The sequence below is a fragment of the Caballeronia sordidicola genome (assembly GCF_001544455.2).
Lineage (GTDB): Bacteria > Pseudomonadota > Gammaproteobacteria > Burkholderiales > Burkholderiaceae > Caballeronia > Caballeronia sordidicola.
On record NZ_FCOC02000014.1, the window covers coordinates 26,949 to 44,020 of the forward strand.

Genomic DNA, 17,072 nt, shown 5'->3' on the forward strand with positions numbered 1-17,072 from the left:
CACGCTGTCTTACCGCTCGGCGAGAAAGCGCTCGGCGAGTTTTACCCAATACGTCGCGGCGGTCGGCAAGGCCGCATCGTTGAAGTCGTAGCCGGCGTTGTGCAGCATGCAGCCACCCGTGTTATGTGCCGGGCCCGTACCGTTGCCCACTATGAAGTAGCAACCGGGAACCGCCTGCAGCATGAACGAGAAATCTTCCGCGCCCGCCGTGGGACGCATGTCGGGTATCAGCCCGTCTTCCCCTAGCCAATCGTACGCGACCTGGCGGGCGAATTCCGTGGCAGCGGGGTCGTTGACAACGGCCGGACATCCCCATTGATAATCCACCTTCGCCGTACACCCCAACGCCGATGCCTGAGTCTCTACAAGTTCGATAAGCCGGTCATGCACCAATCGTTGCACCTCGGGCCGCAGCGCGCGAACCGAAAGCGTCATCTTTACAACGTCTGGAATGACATTGGAGACGGTCCCGCCATGAATCTCGCCGATACTGATCACGGCGGTATCGAGCGGGTCCATATTGCGTGAGACGATGGTCTGCAGCGCGATCACCACATGCGCCGCGGCGACAATCGGGTCGGATGTGAGATGCGGCCGTCCGCCATGGCCACCCTTTCCCTGGATGCTGATATAGACAGTGTCGGACGAAGCCATGAAACTGCCAGGCAGAAAACCGAACTTGCCGACAGGTTCGCCCGGCCGGTTATGCAAACCGAACACCATGTCGCAGGGGAATTTGTCGAACAGCCCTTCGTCGACCATGATCTTCGCGCCGCAATAGCGTTCTTCAGCGGGTTGAAAGATCAGGTTCAGGGTGCCGGAAAACCGGCGGGTTTCCGCTAGATAGCGCGCCGCGCCAAGCAGGATTGCCGTGTGGCCATCGTGGCCGCAAGCGTGCATCACGCCTTCTCGCTGGCTCGCATAAGGAAGGCCCGTCGACTCCATAATCGGAAGTGCGTCCATGTCCGCGCGCAGGCCAAGACGGCGCGAGCCGGAGCCCACTTTCAGCGTGCCGACCACGCCCGTTTTCGCAAGCCCCCGATGCACTTCATAACCCCATGCATGAAGACGTTCCGCGACGAGATTGCTGGTTTCATGCTCCTCGAGCGAGAGTTCAGGGCGAGCGTGAATGCGATGGCGCAAGGCGACGAATTCTTCGCTCATGTCGAGAATGCGCGCGAGTACGTCCGTCATGGGTTCTCCTTGAATGCGGGTTGAATCATTGCGCGGCGCGTGCCGCACCGACCCATTGGGTGAACAGCGTGCGGTTCGCGGCCAGCCATTGATCGGCGAGACGGGAATACAGTCCGGTCGAGTTATGTTCCTTGCTGATCGCGGACTCCCAGTCAGCCCAGACCGTGGGCGGAAACTTGATCTGCTGGATCAGCGCCTTGATACCCGGATTGGCGGAAGCGAACGTCCTGTTCGCCACCGAACCCGCGTTCCAGGACGCCATTGCCATGTGGCATGGATCGGCGCCTCCGGCACAGCCGACCACGCCCTTGACAAGCGCCGACCCGCTGTTGGGCATCCTGGGCGGCAAGGCATCCGCGGGAACCGGGAGCCACACAACGTCCTTGCCCGGGACAAGACCGCTTGTGACCCATGACGGGCTCCACGCATAGAAAAATGCGGGCGAGCCGGACTTGATGCGCGAGACCACGTCGGTCATCAACGCTTCATACTTGCCGCTCACGACGTGGACGTTTTGCGTGAGTCCAAATTTCTTGACCTGATAGTTCACCACGTCCGCACAGCTCCAGCCGGGATCGCAACTGATCAGCTCGGCCTTCCCGCCTTCACCAAACAGCCCGGCGACATCCGGATCTTTCATCTGCTCGAGGCTCGTGATGTGGTGAGCATCGGCTGTCTTCTTGTCTATCATGTAGCCGTTCACCCCGCCCCGGCGATAAACCCGGTGCCGATGATTTCAGCCTGCTTCTCCACAGCCCGAAACTCCGGCTCGCGCTGGGGAAGGTTCACATCGGTTGAGAGATCCACGTCTCCTTGCGCCACCGCCGCAAAGAACAGCGTGATGTTCATGGTGCTGAGCTTCACGTCGTAACCAAGCGACTGCATGGCCTTTGCCACGATCTGGTCCGCGACGTAATTTGCGCCAAGGCTGTCGGCCTGCACATAACGGACGGTCTTTCCCGTGCCGGGCAGCGTATCGGCGATTGCAGACGCACTGACTGCCGGGAACAGGAGCGCCGCCAGAACAGCCGCCGCCCCGCCGCACTTCAAGGTCTTCATTGGCGCTCCCGTTGGTTCGCGCATGTTCGCCGTTGCCCGGCGTCCGGAGTTCTCTCGATCACGTCACATGCTAGATGACAGCCGGCATCTGATCTTCCTATGTACACGGTGAATACCGCCGCGCGATTTTCTCCGGTTCGGGTGAAGCTGTGCACAGCAAAAATCCGGTCTGCATCGGCTCGTAAAGAAAAAAAATTTGAATCTCTGTAACCGGACATCGGCAGGCGGCGAAATAGATAACGTACCCGCGACGGGTACCGTCTAATTCAACTACTGGAGAGATTCAATGTCCGCAAAGACCACTGTTAGTGCCTCCCTTCTCGCTGGCGTTGTAGCGAGCCTGCTTGCATCGGTTGCTCAAGCGGCGCCGCTCACAAAGGGCGAAGAAAGCGCAGCCATGGCGGCGCACAAGGAGAAGTGCTATGGCGTTGCCCTGAAGGGACAAAACGACTGCGCGGCAGGCCCCGGCACGACATGTCAGGGCACGTCCGCGATGGATTTTCAGGGCAATTCGTGGAAGTTCGTTCAAGGGGGCACCTGCACGAATATCCAGGTGCCGGGCGGCGGCCATGGCTCGCTGACGCCGCTCAAGTCCTGATCCAGCGAACGATAAAACGAATGCGAGCGGCCATGGACAATTCCACGAAGCCAACTGCAGTGCGTGGCCCGAGCCGCTCCATTCGTGCGGGCTCCGGCGCCATGACACTTGCAGGGACCAGTTTCAAGCACGATCACCTGCCTGCGATTCTCGCGGACGGACCCGCCGATGGATTCTTCGAGGTCCACGCGGAAAACTATATGGGTGCGGGCGGCCCGCCACACCGGGCGCTTGCGGCCATTCGTGGCGACTATCCGCTATCCGTTCACGGCGTGTGCATGTCCGTTGGCGGACCCGGCGCACTGGATCCGGTTCATCTCGCGCGCTTCCGGGACGTGGTGTTGCGTTACGAACCCGAGCTGGTATCGGAACATCTGGCGTGGTCGTCCCACAGCGGAACGTTCTTCAACGACCTGCTGCCCTTGCCGTATACAAGGCCAACGCTCGACAGGGTATGCGAACACGTCACGCAAGTTCAGGAAGCAATCAGGCATCCTATATTGCTGGAAAATCCGTCGACATATGTCGCCTTCGCTTCATCGACAATGAGCGAGACCGGGTTCCTTCGAGCAGTCGCGCAACGCACCGGCTGCGGTCTCTTGCTCGACATCAACAACGTATTTGTCTCAGCGAACAACCACGGCTTTTCGGCCTCGGCATACCTGGCTGAATTTCCACTTGAACACGTTGGTGAAATACACCTTGCCGGACATGACGAACAAGAGGACGACGAGAACGAACGGCTTCTCATCGACAGCCACGACCGCGCCGTCTCCGATCCAGTCTGGAAGCTCTATACGGATGTCGTCTCGCGAATCGGACCTAGGCCCACATTGATCGAGTGGGACAGCAAGCTTCCCGACTGGCCCGTATTGCGCGCCCAGGCGCTGATGGCTCGCGCCATCATGGAAGAAAACGCTATGGCGCTTAGTGGGGAGAACGATCGTGAGGCCTGAAATTCCCCTGCACGATTTCGCCACGGCATTCGCGCCGGGTTTGACAAACCCGGCGGCTGCTGCGCCGGAAGATGTCGTCGCTCCCGTGGGCAAAGGGGTGATCAGGCGCTACAACGTTTATCGAAACAACGTCACGGTGAGCCTGATCGATGCACTCGCCGCAATCTATCCCGCGATACAGCGCATTACCGGCATCGATTTCTTCAGGGCGATGGCCCGATTTCATGTTCGCGAAACACCGCCGGTGTCGCCGTTGCTGTTCGAGTACGGACGCGATTTCCCCGCGTTCATTGCGTCCTATGACCATGCCCGCAACATGCCCTGGCTAGCCGATACGGCGCGTATCGAGCGCGCCTGGCTGGATGCTTATCACGCCGCCGACCTTCCCGCGCTTGCGGCGGAAGCGCTTGGGTCCATCGACCCTGCGTTGCTGGCCGAAATACGTTTCACGCCGCATCCGGCCACGCGGATCGTGCGCTCAAGCTATCCCGCCGTCGCGATCTTCGCAATGAACCGGACCGATGGTCCCGTTTCGCCACTCTGCTCAAGCGAACCGGAGGACGCTCTCGTGACGCGGCCCGGTCATGAAGTGATCGTCTCGCGCCTGCCGGCTGGCGGCGCGGTATTCCTCGCTCATCTACTCGATAACGCATCGCTCGGCGACGCAATCGCTGCTGCATTTGAAGACGCCCCTGCCTTCGATCTCCACGCCAATCTGGCCGGAATGATCTCAGCCGGCGTGTTCACTGCAATTCAACCTGGAGAATGATCAAGATGCCGGACAGACAAGTTATGAGCCTTTCTTTTCCCGGCGCAGCCATATCGGCGATTGGCGCGGCGAGGCGGCAAGTCCAGCGGCTCGCCCAACCGTGGCTCGTTCAACTCGTGCTGCGCGTGGCGCTTGCCGTGCCGTTCTACAAGTCGGGCATTCTCAAATGGCACGGATTCCTTCAACTGAACGATACGGCAATCGACCTGTTCACAGAGGAGTTCAAGCTGCACCTTCCCGGAGGGCCGTATGCGTTTCCTCACCCCGCCATATTCGCATTTCTGTCGGGCTGCGGCGAGGTGATGTTCCCGGTGTTGCTGGTCCTTGGATTTGGCACCCGCTTCGCCGCAGCCGGTTTGATACTGATGACCTGCATCATCGAGCTGACGGTGCCGGAAGGCTGGCCGATCCACCTGACCTGGCTGGCGATGGCGCTCGGAATCGCGGCATGGGGACCGGGGCGGATTTCCATCGACTATCTGCTGGGTGACAAGGCGTTCAGGTCCTGAGCGACGCGTTTATTGTCGCGATGGCCGCTCGCGCCGATTGAAGGAATTCGTTAATCTTGGCAGGACAACAGAAACTAACCGATTCTTTCAATCACAGGATTTCCGGCGGCCACGCTTGTTCGAGTTTGCCGACAATCCTGACGCGCCGGGACAAATCATCCAATGCCGACCGACATTCCAGAACCGCAAGCCGTATGCAACGCCATTACTCGCAGTGCGATCTTCATTGTCGCCACGCTCAATCCCGGTCCGGACAACGCCGCCGCAGTGCGCTCGATCTGCGGTGACGTAGCAGCGCTCGTCCGTGCGGTCGGCACGCGCGCGCCCACGGGCGAGTTGTCGTGCGTCTGCGGTTTTGGCGCGGGCGTCTGGGATACGCTTTTTGGCGCGCCCCGCCCCGCGAACCTGCACGCGTTCCGCGAGTTCGGCGAGGGCAAGCGCCACGCCATCGGCACGCCGGGCGACCTGCTGCTGCATATTCGCGCCGACCACATGGATCTTTGCTTCGAACTCGCGACCCAACTGATGACACGCCTGGGCAATGCGGTATCGGTCGTGGATGAAGTGCACGGTTTTCGCTATTTCGATCTGCGCGACATGGTCGGTTTCGTCGATGGCACCGAGAATCCGCGCGGCCGTGAAGCGGTCGACTTTGCCCTGATTCGCGATCAGGATCGTGACTTCGCCGGTGGCAGCTACGTGATCGTGCAGAAATACCTGCACGACATGGCCGCGTGGGAATCGCTTCCGGTCGAGGCGCAGGAGCGGATCATCGGACGCAAGAAATTGTCCGATGTCGAACTCGACGAGGCGATCAAACCAAGTTCCTCGCACAGCTCACTGACCACGATTGAAAAGGACGGCCAGGAAGTGAAGATCCTGCGTCACAACATGGCCTTCGGCCGCCCGGGCGCAGGCGAGTTCGGAACCTATTTCATTGGTTATGCCAGTTCGCCGGAACCTGTCGAGCAGATGCTCGAGAACATGTTCGTCGGACGGCCGCCCGGCAACTACGACCGGCTTCTCGATTACAGCCGCGCGGTCACGGGCGGACTGTTCTTTGTTCCGTCGGCAACCTTGCTCGAGGAACTCGCGGATCGCAAGCCATAACGCGCTACCAGTGAAAGCCAGCGGAAAGTATCAGGCGGCCCGGCTCTGCCATTGCGCAAGTAAGGCGGGCAATTCGGCCATATTCTGAAAGACCTGCACCACGCCCGCCTGGCGAAGTGCTTCCGGCCCGCTATGGCCTTCCGCGTGCGGGCTGTATCCAAACACAGTAGCGCCCGCGGCAATGCCCGCGGTCGCGCCCGTGACCGTATCTTCCACGATAGCGCAGCGCGCGGGATCGACATTCAGCGCTTTGGCCGCGGCCAGATAAACGTCCGGGTACGGTTTGCTGTGCGCCATTTCATGGCCGCTGAATATGCGGCCATGAAAGTAGTCGATCATGCCGACCTTCGAGAGCTGCATCTCGACCTTGAGGCGATCGGCCCCTGACGCCACCGCAATGCGCCCGTCGAATTCGCGGTGCACGTGCTGCACAGCCCGCAGCGCCCCGGCAATGGCGATCAGTTCGCGATCGAGCGCGGCATTGCGCCGCTCCCGAAACTGCGAAAGCCATTGCTCCGTGATTTTCACGCCCGTCTGCGCTTCAATGAGCGGCGCCTCGTCTTTCACGGCCTTGCCGACGAAGATCCGCATCGTCTCCTCGATGCTCAGATGCCATCCGAGTTCGGCCAGCATGGCGGTCAGTACACGATTGGTGATGGGTTCCGAATCGACGAGCACGCCGTCGCAGTCGAAAAGCACGGCATCGAAAAGAAGCTTGGGCATTGAAAAATGAACGTAATGGGTTCGCGCAACGGGCAAGGATACCGCACGGCAGGCGAAAATTCCCCGCTCGCCGCGCGCAAACGCTTGCAGGTCGCGGGACTGCTACAATTCAGGTTCTTTTTGCCCGGATGGACGTGATGGGATTCGAACAGCTAGCAGCACTCAAGGAACAACTTTCAAAATCGGCTGGAACGAAGGCTCCCGCGCGCGCAGACCGTACTCGGGCAAAGCCTCCCGTTTCGAAGGCGAAGCCGGCGGCGAATGCAAAACCCAATGCCAAACCGAACGCCAGACCCGCCCATGCGGTATCGAAGGCGAAACCGGCGGCGGACGTCAAACCCAATGCCAAGCCCGTGGATCCGGTAGTGGTGCATATCGGGCGGTTGCAAAAGCGTTTCCCGGCGGCTTTCCCCAAAAATCCCGCGCCCAAGGTGGCGCTCAAGATCGGCATTTTTGAAGACCTGCTCCCACATATTGCGGAGCTCAAGGTGAGTCAGGCAGAACTGCGCGACGCCATAAAGATCTGGTGCCGCGGAAGCCGCTACTGGACGGCGCTTGTCGAAAATGCCGTCCGCGTGGATCTCTCCGGTGCGGAGGCGGGTCGCGTTTCGGCTGAAGATGCGGTTCGCGCGCAAAAACTCGAGGAATCGCGGCTAGCCAGGGTGGCAGCCAAGGCATCTGCTCCCCCCGCGACGACTGCGACTGCGACGGCTACGGCTGTGGTGCCTCCTGATCCAAGCGCGTCCTAGACGCCGGGCGCGTACTGCATTTCGCCGTTCCCGAACGACCAGTTTTCGCGTTGGACGTCAATAAGACTGATCCATACGTCCTCGATTCGCAGTCCCGCCTTTTGATGAATGCCTTCTGCGACCGCTTTGTAAAAGGCCTTCTTCACCTCGACTGTGCGCCCCGCGTTCCACGTCACTTGAATGAAAACGATACCGGGCGAGTAATCAATGCCCAGATATCCTTCGGACGGGTACACGAGTTCGTCGGATTCATGGCGAGTGATGATCTGAAACTTGTCGTGCGCCGGAACATTCGCGACGGTAACCATGGCGTCGTATATAACGGTGCTGATGGTTTGAACGCTTTCGGCAGAGGCCTCTTTCGAGATATTGATTCTGACCAGCGGCATATCGGCTCCTAAATGTGGTTCAGTGCCTGCATCGATTGAATTGTTTCTCACTTTCGATCGCGGATAATACTGATTTCTCCATTGCGCTCGAGAAAAACATATCGTACGCCTGCAAGATCCAGCGTTCCTGATTGACGGCGATTGCTTTCCAGTACGTCGGCCGCAGTCACCAGTGCAGCCGCCATCTGCCGCTCGTTGAAGCGCCCTTCCCGATACAACTCGCGTTCCACACCGCCTACGAGCTTCTCCAGCCACCGGGAATGGACGCAACCCCATGCAAGCATGCGATGCATCACCACGATAACAAGCGATGCGACCGCGGTCGGGATTGCAGGGGAAGCGCCCACGATGACCCGCGAAAGAGTCGCTCCCAGCAGGATCGCGACGACGTAATCGAACGGCGAGCGCTGGCCAAACGACCGGCGACCCGAGATTCGGATCAACGCGAGGGCCAATATGAACACGGCGACGCCTCTCGCGGCCATCTGGTACTCGTCCAGATCCCGTCCGCTGCCAAACAGGGCTTCGATCATTGTGCCGCCTCCTTTTTCGCTCCTGTGTCCCGCCAACACGATCCCATGCAACTGGCGTGCTGCGACCCCGGCGTCTCCGAAGATCGATCGGACATGCCGGAGTTCGCAGACAGAGTGACATCTCCGTGTCGCTAAGCCACGCGTCTAGCCTCCCGCCTTTGTCACACGCCACACGGTGTTACCGGCGTCGTCGGCAATGACGAGCGCACCGTCCTTGTCCTGGGCAAGGCCGACCGGCGCGCCATATAGCTGCTTTTCATCGGCGGAAACGAAGCCGGTGACCACAGGCTTCGGCGTGCCGACCGGCTTGCCATTTTCGAACGCCACGTAGGCGACCGCATAACCGCTCAGCGGCGAACGGTCCCAACTGCCATGTTCGCCGATAAACGCGCCGCCCTTGTACTGCGCCGGCAGGTTGTTGCCCGTATAGAACAGCAGTCCAAGCGGTGCGACGTGGGAGCCGATCGCATAATCCGGCTTGATCGCCTTCGCGACCAGATCCGGACGCTGCGGCTGGACCCGCCGATCGACATTCTGACCATAATAGCTATACGGCCAGCCATAAAAGCCGCCGTCCTGCACAGATGTCAGATAGTCGGGCACGAGATCCGCGCCGATTTCATCGCGCTCATTCGCGACCGTCCAGAGCCGCCCCGTTGCCGGTTCCCATTGCAGCCCGGTCGGATTGCGGATCCCGGCAGCAAAGATCCGGCTCGCGCCCGTCGTGATATCGACTTCCAGCACGTTTGCACGGCGGTACTCCACATCAAGCCCGTTCTCGCTGACATTGCTGTTCGAGCCGACGCCGACATACAGCTTCTTGCCGTCGGGGCTCGCGAGCAGCGCCTTGGTCCAGTGATGATTGACCCTGTCCGGAAGGTCGGCGAGTTCGACTCCAGGCGTTGAGATTTCCGTTGCGCCGGAGGTGTACGGAAATTTCAGGATCGCATCGGTATCGGCAACATAGAGCGTGTCGCCGACCAGTTGCATGCCAAACGGCGAATGCAGGTGATCGATGAACACGTGCTTGTCCCATTCACCACTGCCATCGGCGCGCTTTCGCAGCAGCGTAATGCGGTTTCCGCCCTTTGCCTCCTTGCCCGAACGGCTCTGGACCATGCCGGCGATCAACTGCTTCGGCGTGGTAACGGGCTCGGCATCCGGGCTGCTCGATTCCGCCACCAGGATGTCGCCGTTAGGCAGGCCGTAGACCTGCCGCGGATGTTGGAGCCCGGACGCAATCTTTTCGATCTTCAGGCCGTCCAGCACCTTCGGTGTTTCGTTATTCTGCCAGCCAACGTGCTTCGGCACCTGCATGGGAGGCGTGAAGAAATTCTGTGCGCTCGGCAACGGCGGATTCGCGCCGGCCTGATGCTCGGAGTCGTACTTGGCGCGCTCGTTACATCCGCTGATCGAGGCTGCGACGGCGATCGCGATGACGCTGGTCAAGATGGATCTATTCACGAGTCGTCTCCTTGAAACCGAACTTGTCGAACGCGAGCATGATGTGTCCGAGGCTTAGCAAGACCACGGTAATCACCGAGAGAATGACGTTCAGCGGGACCATTGCATAAGCATCGCGGCTATGAACAAAAGCATTCACGATCGCCACGATGATCCCGAGCAGGTTCAGCCAGAAATCGGGTTTCTCGTTATTCCTCACCGTATATCGCGCTCCGAACCAGACGTGGCCGAGATTGATCAGGCGTGGAATGATCGCGAAAAACAGTCCCGTGGTGACGAGCCACGCCGCGCCTTTCCCCCAGAACACATTGGCTGTGATCGCGTAGATGATGTCGAAAATGAGTGCGCCGACGAAGAGTCCGAACGGGATGGGATTCAAGAGATCGAAAAGCGAGGTGGCCAGTCTTGACCGATATCTCGAGCTAGTTGGAGTCATGGATAAGTCCTTTACTGAAGGTAAAGATGCGACAAACGATGCCCCGGTCATGGCTGCCCAGATGCAATATCGAGACTTTCCGCGCTGCATCGTCTTTCCGGCTCGTGCCGCCTGGACCTCGGGTCATGCAGCGCAATCTCACACGGCATTGCTGTCTTTCAAGACCACGCAACGCATCTACGAAAGGATTTTGCAAGCAGTGCGAGCAGCGTTTTCCAGGCGGCTGAGCCACCTGCCTATCGCACGTCACGTGCCCGGCAGCGCCGCGGTCCTATTCGCGCCTGGCCAGTTTCCGGTTCAACCGGTTCATGCCTTTGAAAACCGATTCGGCAAGATCCATTGGAAACGATCGGGGTAACAGCGCCGCCACCTCGTCGATCACCTTCGCGGTAAGGTCCGTCAGCGCATCGATCATCTGCTCGACAGCGGGTATCGACAGTCCCGTGCGTTGTCCCTGTTCGATCCAATTGCGGCGTTGTATGTCGTTTATCAGGTAGTGGACGTTCTTGCTGCGTACCGCCATGGCGAGTCTTGCCCGCTGCGCCGCCAGCTTGTTCGGACCCGTGCCGATAATCGGATGAGCCGAAAGCACGTCATAAAGGGGTGTTGCTTCGTACCGGTTGCCCGGCAGATGCGCGATGCTGAAATTCTTCGCGTGACCGTCGGTTGCGGCAAGCAGCCAAAAGACCATCTGCGCCAGGAAAAAGTTGCGGCGATCCTGTAGCGCGCGCTCGGACCCGTAGAGCACGTCCATGATCGGCTCAATACCCGGGCCGCCGTCGGACTGATATTTGTTGAGCGCCGGCGTGCCCGTCGCCTGGCACATGTCCTCTTGCGGCAAACGCAGGATCCAGGACGTGTCGCTCGACATTCTGCGATCGAAGCGCTCGACCACAAGCACCTTCTGATCCTCGAACGCCGCCATCTCGCAACGGGCGATGGGCAGTCCATATGCGGCAACGATTTTTGAACAAAGCCATTCGTTTTCCACCGACGTGCGCATGTCGGCGCGCATGTTGCCGACGAGTCCGAGCGGCAGCTTGAAGATGTGCGTGGTGGGCGTGCTGCCCTCGGGCAGGATCCATCGGCCTTTATGCCACAAAAGAGCGGTTTTTTCCTGCGCGCCCGCTATGGACAGCCGCAGATCATCAAGCGGTTCGTGCTGCCCCATGTTCGGTGTGGACGTGGTGTCCCGCAGCAGCTGCGAGATCTCCTTCGTGCTGAGCGGGCGCCCCCTGATGGTTTCAAGATCGACCGGGCTTTCGCCGGGCAGCAGAATCTGGACCGCGCCCACGCAGTCGCGCCCCAGCTTGGCAAGCAGTTGGAACGGCGCCGTGCCGCCTGTTTTATAGCGAGCGGCAATGCGACGCCGGATGGGTTCACTGTCGGGAAGCAGGTTGTCGAAATAGTCTGCCACCACCTGCCCTCTATAAGGCTGGTTGCCGGGCGTAAATGGCAGCGACAGCGACAGAGGACGTCCCTGGGGATCCTCGAGCCAATCGTCCCGATACACGAGCCGCTCGCCGGATGGCGTGGTCTCCCAGGAACCGACGGGCAAACCGTTCATCCACAGGTCGAGCCGGCTTGGTTCAGAGCGGCGTGCCATGCTTACCAGTTCTCTCTTTTCTTGGCGGCGGCCCGACCGGAACTCAAGGCTGAAAGGGCGGCCTTTCGCGCGATGGTTTTGGTCGCGGGCCCGGTGACCGGTTTGCCGTCTTTGTCACGGGATTTGCCCGCTGACGCCGGTTTTTTTGCGGAGCGCGCGACGCCTTTTTGATTCTCGACGACCTTTGATTGTGGTTGATCGGACTGAGTCAGCATCAGATCGACGCTCAGTACGCGCAAAACCTTGAAAAAGCGCTCGACGCTGACTGCTTCGGGATTGGCCTCCAGTTGGGCGTATGTCTGCTGGGTGACACCGAGATGACTGGCCACCATTGCCTGCGTGAGTCCCGCAGCCTTGCGAAATCCCAGCAGGATAGGCCGCAACTGGCTCAGCGTTTTGACAGGGTGGTTCACGCGAAATCTCCGGTGGTCGAACAGAATACAGGTTATAGGCTGTATTGTTGAATAACAGTCTATAGCCTGTATTTACGATTTACAAGCGATAGCTTGTAAATTGGGACACCCGTTGCAGATCAAAACTCCAGCATTTCCGTCGGCCTGGCTTTCACGAATTCAATGAAAACGCGCAGCGGCGCAGGCAGATGCCTGCGCCCCGGATAGTACAAGAACGGCCCCGGGAAACGCTGCCACCACGGCTCCAAAATCGGCTCCAGCGCGCCGCTATCCAGGTGCGGGCGCAGCATTGCCTCGAACAGATGGATGACGCCCACGCCCGCCACGGCGGTACTGATGGCAAGGTCCACAGCCGCGCCCGGCCTCACGAGAAGCGGTCCCGGCGGATCCAGCCGCACCACCTCGCCGTCCCGCTCGAAATTCCACGTTGGCATTGCGCCGCCGGCAAACTGGCCGCGCAGGCATGCGTGCGTGAGCAGTTCACGCGGGTGCGTGGGCCTTCCATGTGTATCCAGATACTCGGGCGCCGCGGCGGTCGCGAAACGCTGGACTCGCGGCCCTATCGGGATGGCAATCATGTCCTGCTCGAGACGTTCGTCGTAGCGAATGCCCGCGTCGCAGCCAATCGAAAGCACGTCGACGAAACCATCTTCGACCACGACCTCCACGCGTATGTCGGGATAAGCCTTGAGAAATGGCGCGATGACCGTTGGCAGAACAATCCGCGCGGCGCTCGACGGTACGTTCAGCTTGAGCGTGCCCGTTGGGGTGTCGCGGAAACCGTTCAGCACGTCCAGCGCGGCTTCCATTTCGCCAAACAAGGGCGTGAGCTTGCCGATAAGACGCTCCCCCGCTTCCGTTGGCGCCACGCTGCGTGTGGTGCGGTTGAGCAAACGCAAACCGAGTTTCGACTCGAGCCGCTGCACCGCGATGCTGAGGCTCGAGGCCGATACCCCGCTGATGCGCGCCGCATCCCGAAAGCCGCCCGCGCGCGCCACCGATACAAAAGCGGCCAGATCGTTGAATTCCATATTCATTGTTCAATATTTATAACGACCCGTTCAATTTAGATGGGATTATCGAACAACGCAAATGGCTGGATACTGGTGGTTACACTTTCCAGGAGATCACCATGCCGAACTTAAATTCCGGCGAAACCTTTTCACTTGGCGGGCGCACGGTGCGCCGCCTGGGCTACGGCGCCATGCAACTGGCCGGACCCGGCGTATTCGGGCCGCCGAAGGACCGGGACGCGGCGCTCGCCGTGCTTCGCGAAGCAGTGGATTCGGGCGTCAATCACATCGATACAAGCGATTTCTACGGCCCGCATGTCACTAATCAGATCATCCGCGAGGCGCTTCATCCGTATCCGGACGACCTCGTGATCGTCACGAAGGTCGGCGCTGATCGCGGTGCGGACGGCTCATGGATACCGGCGTTCGAGCCCGAAGACATCGCGCGCGGCGTCCACGATAACCTTCGTAACCTCGGGCTCGACGCGCTCGACGTCGTGAACATGCGCAGCATGGGCAACATTCACGCTCCCGCTGAAGGCTCGATTGCGAAGCAGGTCGAGGCGCTCGCCGGGCTTCAGCGCCAGGGGCTCGTACGTCACATCGGGCTGAGCAACGTGACCTCGAAGCAGGTCGCCGAGGCGCAGGGCATAGCGGAGATTGTCTGCGTGCAAAACCACTACAACCTGATTCAGAGAAGCGACGACGCACTGGTCGACGAACTCGCGGCGCAGGGAATCGCCTATGTGCCCTTCTTCCCGCTTGGCGGCTTCACGCCGATTCAATCGTCCGCGCTCCTGGGCATTGCCGGAAAGCTGGGCGCCACGCCCATGCAGGTGGCGCTTGCGTGGCTTTTGCATCGCTCGCCGAACATTCTGTTGATCCCCGGCACCTCGTCGCTCACGCATCTGCGCGAGAACCTGCAAGCGGCGCAACTTCAGTTGAGCGGCGCGGTCCTCACCGAACTCGATACGCTGGGTGAAGCACAGCCCGGGCATTGATCGCAGCATAGGAAAACAACGCGCTGAGATGCCTTGCGACATCATGGCGCGATAGATTTTCTATTGCCTCGAATAACTTATCGTCGATAGTCGATGCATTGGAAACCACGGATACTCCTGCCTCAGTAGTTCGCCTTGACTCAACTCCAACCCGCAAGGACCAGAGACATGAAACTGAGAGCAGGACGTTTTATCGCGGCATTCGTTTTTTCATGCGCGGCGGCAGCCATGAGCCACGCGGCGGGTACGCCTCAGCGCGGCAGCATTCAGGAAGAAGTGGACGCCGCAATACAGCCGTTGATGAAACAATACGCAATCGCTGGCATGGCGGTAGGGATCATTGCCGACGGTAAGACCCACGTGTTCAACTATGGTGTGGCATCGGTGCAAACAGGAAAACCGGTCACGCGCGACACGTTGTTCGAGCTTGGATCGGTGAGCAAGACATTCACCGCGACGCTTGCCGCCGAGGCGCAAATCGACGGCGACCTCTCGTTATCCGACCACACGAGCAAATATCTTCCGTCCCTGCAAAACACGCCGTTCGGCAATGTGAGCCTTCTCAACCTGGGAACGCACACGCCCGGCGGCCTTCCCTTGCAAGTGCCCGATAACGTCAACAACATCGATCAATTGCTGCAGTACTTCAGGCAATGGCGGCCCGCGTATGCGGCGGGAACGTACCGGACGTATGCCAATCCTGGCATCGGAATGCTTGGCCTGATTACCGCAAAAAGCATGAATCAGGATTTCGATGCGCTGATGACCCAGCATCTGTTCCCGGCGCTCGGCATGCGCAACAGTTACCTCACCGTGCCGCCCGCGAGAATGAAGGACTACGCGCAGGGCTACACCAAAGACAACACGCCCATCAGGATGAAGCCGGGCGTACTTTCGTCCGAGGCCTACGGCATCAAGACCACGGCTGCCGACATGCTGCGTTTTCTCCAGGCCAACATGAAGATGGTCGCGCTGGACCCGAAGCTGCAGCGCGCGATAGTGGACACGCATACGGGCTATTTCCAGGCTGGCCCGATGACGCAGGATCTGATATGGGAACAGTATCCGTATCCTGTTCCTCTGGACGCGCTGTTGAAAGGCAATTCGCCGGACATGGTGTTGAACGCAACGCCAGTCACCGAGATCAAGCCGGCGCAACCGCCCTCCAACGATGTCTGGATCAACAAGACCGGCTCGACCAACGGTTTCGGCGCTTATGTGGCGTTCGTGCCGCAAAAGCAGTTGGGCATTGTGATCCTCGCAAACAAGAACTTTCCCAACGACGCACGGGTAAGCGCGGCGTACCAGATCATCGAGTCATTGGCGAACCAAAAGCAGACACGCGCGACTTCACCGTGACCGGCTTTTTACGTCGTCATCCTGATTAATCAGCGACCAGCCGGAATCACCGATCAGCGTAGTTGACGTGCAGGACATTCGTTTTATCGCGCGGCGGATCCAGCGTACGAACATGATGCCTCCGCCGCGGCGAAACTGTTTTTACAGGTCGAGCACAAGTTCGCGGCTCGTCGCCCGCGATACACACGCGGTCAGGTATTCGCGCTTTTCGTCGTCGCCCAGGATGCAGTCGTTGTGCTCCACTTCACCCGACAGATAACGCACCTTGCACGTCCCGCAGAGGCCAGCGCGACAGGATGTTTCTATCGGCACGCCGGCTTCGTCCAGCGCGTCGGCGATGCTCTGATCCGGCGTGACCGGAATCATTTGCCCAGTGCTCGCGATCTTGACGATAAACTCGCCGACCGCGCCCGCAACCTGCTGGCTCAAGTCGCGTTCCGGCGCCTTGAAGTGCTCGAAGTGAACCGTGCCTGAAGGCCAGTGCTGAGCCGCGGCTGCGCACGCCTTCATGAAACCCGCCGGGCCGCAGTAATAAACGTGGGTATCGTGGGCGGGCTCGTGCAGCAGTTCACCAATATTCAATCCCGCCGATGGATCGCCGCCATCGAAATGAAAATGCAGGCGACCCGACGTTTCGATGCTTGCAAGCTCGTCGGCAAATGCCGTGCAGCGCGCGTCCCTGGCGCAGTAATGCATTTCATAGTCGATGCCCGCTTCCTCCAGCCGATGCGCCATTGCTTTCAGCGGCGTCACGCCAATTCCCCCGGCGAGCAGCACGACCTTCCTTGCGTTGGCGGCGAGTTCAAAGTTGTTGCGCGGCGCGCTCACCTTCACACGATCCTGCACGCGCAACGTGTCATGCACGGCTTTCGATCCGCCGCGCCCGGCCTCGTCGCGCAACACGGCGATCACATAGCGATGCCGCTCGCTCGGGGAATTGCTGAGCGAATACTGGCGCACCGTACCGCCTTTGAGATGGATATCGATATGCGCACCCGCCGTGAACGGAGGCAAGGCCTCGCCCTGCGGATCGACGAGTTCATACGAATTGATGCCTTTTCCTTCGAAGCGGATCTGGCGCACCATCAAATCGAGCGTGCGCCCGTCCGCCGTATTGTCTGGGCTTGCCATGGTCTTTCCTGTTGGTTCCTTGAAACAGCGGCGTGTACTGCGTGGCCGCAGCACGCGCCG

Annotated in this window: 18 protein-coding genes and 1 pseudogene; 8 read left to right on the top strand and 11 right to left on the bottom strand. The window is 59.9% G+C overall.

The features are described 5' to 3' along the window. Positions 1–9: 9 nt before the first annotated feature. Positions 10–1,194, bottom strand: a complete 1,185-nt coding sequence (locus AWB64_RS20575; RefSeq protein ID WP_060857279.1) for a M20 aminoacylase family protein — start codon at positions 1,192–1,194, stop codon at positions 10–12. Positions 1,195–1,219: 25 nt separating this feature from the next. After that, positions 1,220–2,253 (bottom strand): annotated as a pseudogene (gene proX / locus AWB64_RS20580) (glycine betaine/L-proline ABC transporter substrate-binding protein ProX). 286 nt (positions 2,254–2,539) lie between these two features. Here proX and AWB64_RS20585 point away from each other — a divergent pair. The 5 genes from AWB64_RS20585 to AWB64_RS20605 all read left to right on the top strand — a co-directional run bounded on the left by AWB64_RS20585 (position 2,540) and on the right by AWB64_RS20605 (position 6,195). Next, positions 2,540–2,851 carry a BufA1 family periplasmic bufferin-type metallophore gene (locus AWB64_RS20585; protein WP_060857280.1) on the top strand — a complete coding sequence of 104 codons (312 nt, stop codon included), beginning with the start codon at positions 2,540–2,542 and terminating at the stop codon, positions 2,849–2,851. Between the two features lie 101 nt (positions 2,852–2,952). Continuing rightward, positions 2,953–3,807, top strand: coding sequence for an MNIO family bufferin maturase (gene bufB / locus AWB64_RS20590; RefSeq protein WP_060857401.1), 855 nt, complete (start codon positions 2,953–2,955; stop codon positions 3,805–3,807). Continuing rightward, complete coding sequence (locus AWB64_RS20595; RefSeq protein WP_060857281.1) at positions 3,797–4,576, top strand: HvfC/BufC N-terminal domain-containing protein; 780 nt, start codon at positions 3,797–3,799, stop codon at positions 4,574–4,576. Before bufB ends, AWB64_RS20595 begins: the two co-directional genes overlap by 11 nt. A 23-nt stretch (positions 4,577–4,599) precedes the next feature. Next, positions 4,600–5,085, top strand: a complete 486-nt coding sequence (locus AWB64_RS20600) for a DoxX family protein (RefSeq protein WP_244164131.1) — start codon at positions 4,600–4,602, stop codon at positions 5,083–5,085. A 162-nt stretch (positions 5,086–5,247) separates the two neighbouring features. Continuing rightward, positions 5,248–6,195: a Dyp-type peroxidase gene (locus AWB64_RS20605; protein ID WP_060857282.1), complete on the top strand. Its 948-nt coding sequence runs from the start codon at positions 5,248–5,250 to the stop codon at positions 6,193–6,195. A 30-nt stretch (positions 6,196–6,225) separates the two neighbouring features. Here AWB64_RS20605 and AWB64_RS20610 read toward each other — a convergent pair whose 3' ends face one another. Next, positions 6,226–6,918 (bottom strand): HAD family hydrolase, encoded by a 693-nt coding sequence (locus AWB64_RS20610; RefSeq protein WP_060857283.1) that lies wholly within the window; start codon positions 6,916–6,918, stop codon positions 6,226–6,228. 137 nt (positions 6,919–7,055) lie between these two features. Here AWB64_RS20610 and AWB64_RS20615 point away from each other — a divergent pair, with 137 nt between their 5' ends. Then, a complete protein-coding gene (locus tag AWB64_RS20615; RefSeq protein ID WP_060857284.1) occupies positions 7,056–7,667 on the top strand; it encodes a ProQ/FinO family protein in 612 nt (203 codons plus the stop codon). Here AWB64_RS20615 and AWB64_RS20620 read toward each other — a convergent pair. The 7 genes from AWB64_RS20620 to AWB64_RS20650 all read right to left on the bottom strand — a co-directional run bounded on the left by AWB64_RS20620 (position 7,664) and on the right by AWB64_RS20650 (position 13,539). Further along, positions 7,664–8,056, bottom strand: coding sequence for a tautomerase family protein (locus AWB64_RS20620; protein ID WP_060857285.1), 393 nt, complete (start codon positions 8,054–8,056; stop codon positions 7,664–7,666). The two genes, AWB64_RS20615 and AWB64_RS20620, sit on opposite strands and share 4 nt — an antisense overlap. Before the next feature lie 47 nt (positions 8,057–8,103). Then, positions 8,104–8,589 carry a DUF421 domain-containing protein gene (locus AWB64_RS20625; protein ID WP_060857286.1) on the bottom strand — a complete coding sequence of 162 codons (486 nt, stop codon included), beginning with the start codon at positions 8,587–8,589 and terminating at the stop codon, positions 8,104–8,106. 144 nt (positions 8,590–8,733) lie between these two features. Beyond that, on the bottom strand, positions 8,734–10,053 hold the full coding sequence (locus AWB64_RS20630; RefSeq protein WP_060857287.1) for a PQQ-dependent sugar dehydrogenase: 1,320 nt from the start codon (positions 10,051–10,053) through the stop codon (positions 8,734–8,736). Beyond that, the gene (locus AWB64_RS20635; RefSeq protein WP_060857288.1) at positions 10,046–10,489 is read right to left on the bottom strand and encodes a DUF2231 domain-containing protein; all 444 of its coding nucleotides are present in this window, start codon (positions 10,487–10,489) and stop codon (positions 10,046–10,048) included. The genes AWB64_RS20630 and AWB64_RS20635 overlap by 8 nt, the downstream gene beginning before the upstream one ends. A gap of 271 nt (positions 10,490–10,760) precedes the next feature. Continuing rightward, on the bottom strand, positions 10,761–12,095 hold the full coding sequence (locus tag AWB64_RS20640; protein ID WP_060857289.1) for a type II toxin-antitoxin system HipA family toxin: 1,335 nt from the start codon (positions 12,093–12,095) through the stop codon (positions 10,761–10,763). A gap of 2 nt (positions 12,096–12,097) precedes the next feature. Beyond that, positions 12,098–12,508, bottom strand: a complete 411-nt coding sequence (locus AWB64_RS31400) for a helix-turn-helix transcriptional regulator (RefSeq protein WP_060857290.1) — start codon at positions 12,506–12,508, stop codon at positions 12,098–12,100. Positions 12,509–12,627: 119 nt separating this feature from the next. Continuing rightward, positions 12,628–13,539: a LysR family transcriptional regulator gene (locus AWB64_RS20650; protein WP_060857291.1), complete on the bottom strand. Its 912-nt coding sequence runs from the start codon at positions 13,537–13,539 to the stop codon at positions 12,628–12,630. A 101-nt stretch (positions 13,540–13,640) separates the two neighbouring features. Here AWB64_RS20650 and AWB64_RS20655 point away from each other — a divergent pair, with 101 nt between their 5' ends. Further along, positions 13,641–14,522, top strand: a complete 882-nt coding sequence (locus AWB64_RS20655; RefSeq protein ID WP_060857292.1) for an aldo/keto reductase family oxidoreductase — start codon at positions 13,641–13,643, stop codon at positions 14,520–14,522. A 168-nt stretch (positions 14,523–14,690) separates the two neighbouring features. Next, positions 14,691–15,881: a class C beta-lactamase gene (gene ampC, locus AWB64_RS20660; RefSeq protein ID WP_060857293.1), complete on the top strand. Its 1,191-nt coding sequence runs from the start codon at positions 14,691–14,693 to the stop codon at positions 15,879–15,881. Between the two features lie 141 nt (positions 15,882–16,022). On the opposite strand, the gene AWB64_RS20665 is transcribed toward ampC, so the two are convergent. Continuing rightward, positions 16,023–17,012: a PDR/VanB family oxidoreductase gene (locus AWB64_RS20665; RefSeq protein WP_060857294.1), complete on the bottom strand. Its 990-nt coding sequence runs from the start codon at positions 17,010–17,012 to the stop codon at positions 16,023–16,025. Between the last annotated feature and the right edge of the window lie 60 nt (positions 17,013–17,072).

Coding starts and splice junctions, on each gene's coding strand:
- AWB64_RS20575 (WP_060857279.1), bottom strand. CDS start 1,194: ATGACGGACGTACTCGCGCGCATTCTCGACATGAGCGAAGAATTCGTC.
- AWB64_RS20585 (WP_060857280.1), top strand. CDS start 2,540: ATGTCCGCAAAGACCACTGTTAGTGCCTCCCTTCTCGCTGGCGTTGTA.
- bufB (WP_060857401.1), top strand. CDS start 2,953: ATGACACTTGCAGGGACCAGTTTCAAGCACGATCACCTGCCTGCGATT.
- AWB64_RS20600 (WP_244164131.1), top strand. CDS start 4,600: ATGAGCCTTTCTTTTCCCGGCGCAGCCATATCGGCGATTGGCGCGGCG.
- AWB64_RS20605 (WP_060857282.1), top strand. CDS start 5,248: ATGCCGACCGACATTCCAGAACCGCAAGCCGTATGCAACGCCATTACT.
- AWB64_RS20610 (WP_060857283.1), bottom strand. CDS start 6,918: ATGCCCAAGCTTCTTTTCGATGCCGTGCTTTTCGACTGCGACGGCGTG.
- AWB64_RS20615 (WP_060857284.1), top strand. CDS start 7,056: ATGGGATTCGAACAGCTAGCAGCACTCAAGGAACAACTTTCAAAATCG.
- AWB64_RS20620 (WP_060857285.1), bottom strand. CDS start 8,056: ATGCCGCTGGTCAGAATCAATATCTCGAAAGAGGCCTCTGCCGAAAGC.
- AWB64_RS20625 (WP_060857286.1), bottom strand. CDS start 8,589: ATGATCGAAGCCCTGTTTGGCAGCGGACGGGATCTGGACGAGTACCAG.
- AWB64_RS20635 (WP_060857288.1), bottom strand. CDS start 10,489: ATGACTCCAACTAGCTCGAGATATCGGTCAAGACTGGCCACCTCGCTT.
- AWB64_RS20640 (WP_060857289.1), bottom strand. CDS start 12,095: ATGGCACGCCGCTCTGAACCAAGCCGGCTCGACCTGTGGATGAACGGT.
- AWB64_RS20650 (WP_060857291.1), bottom strand. CDS start 13,539: ATGGAATTCAACGATCTGGCCGCTTTTGTATCGGTGGCGCGCGCGGGC.
- AWB64_RS20655 (WP_060857292.1), top strand. CDS start 13,641: ATGCCGAACTTAAATTCCGGCGAAACCTTTTCACTTGGCGGGCGCACG.
- ampC (WP_060857293.1), top strand. CDS start 14,691: ATGAAACTGAGAGCAGGACGTTTTATCGCGGCATTCGTTTTTTCATGC.
- AWB64_RS20665 (WP_060857294.1), bottom strand. CDS start 17,012: ATGGCAAGCCCAGACAATACGGCGGACGGGCGCACGCTCGATTTGATG.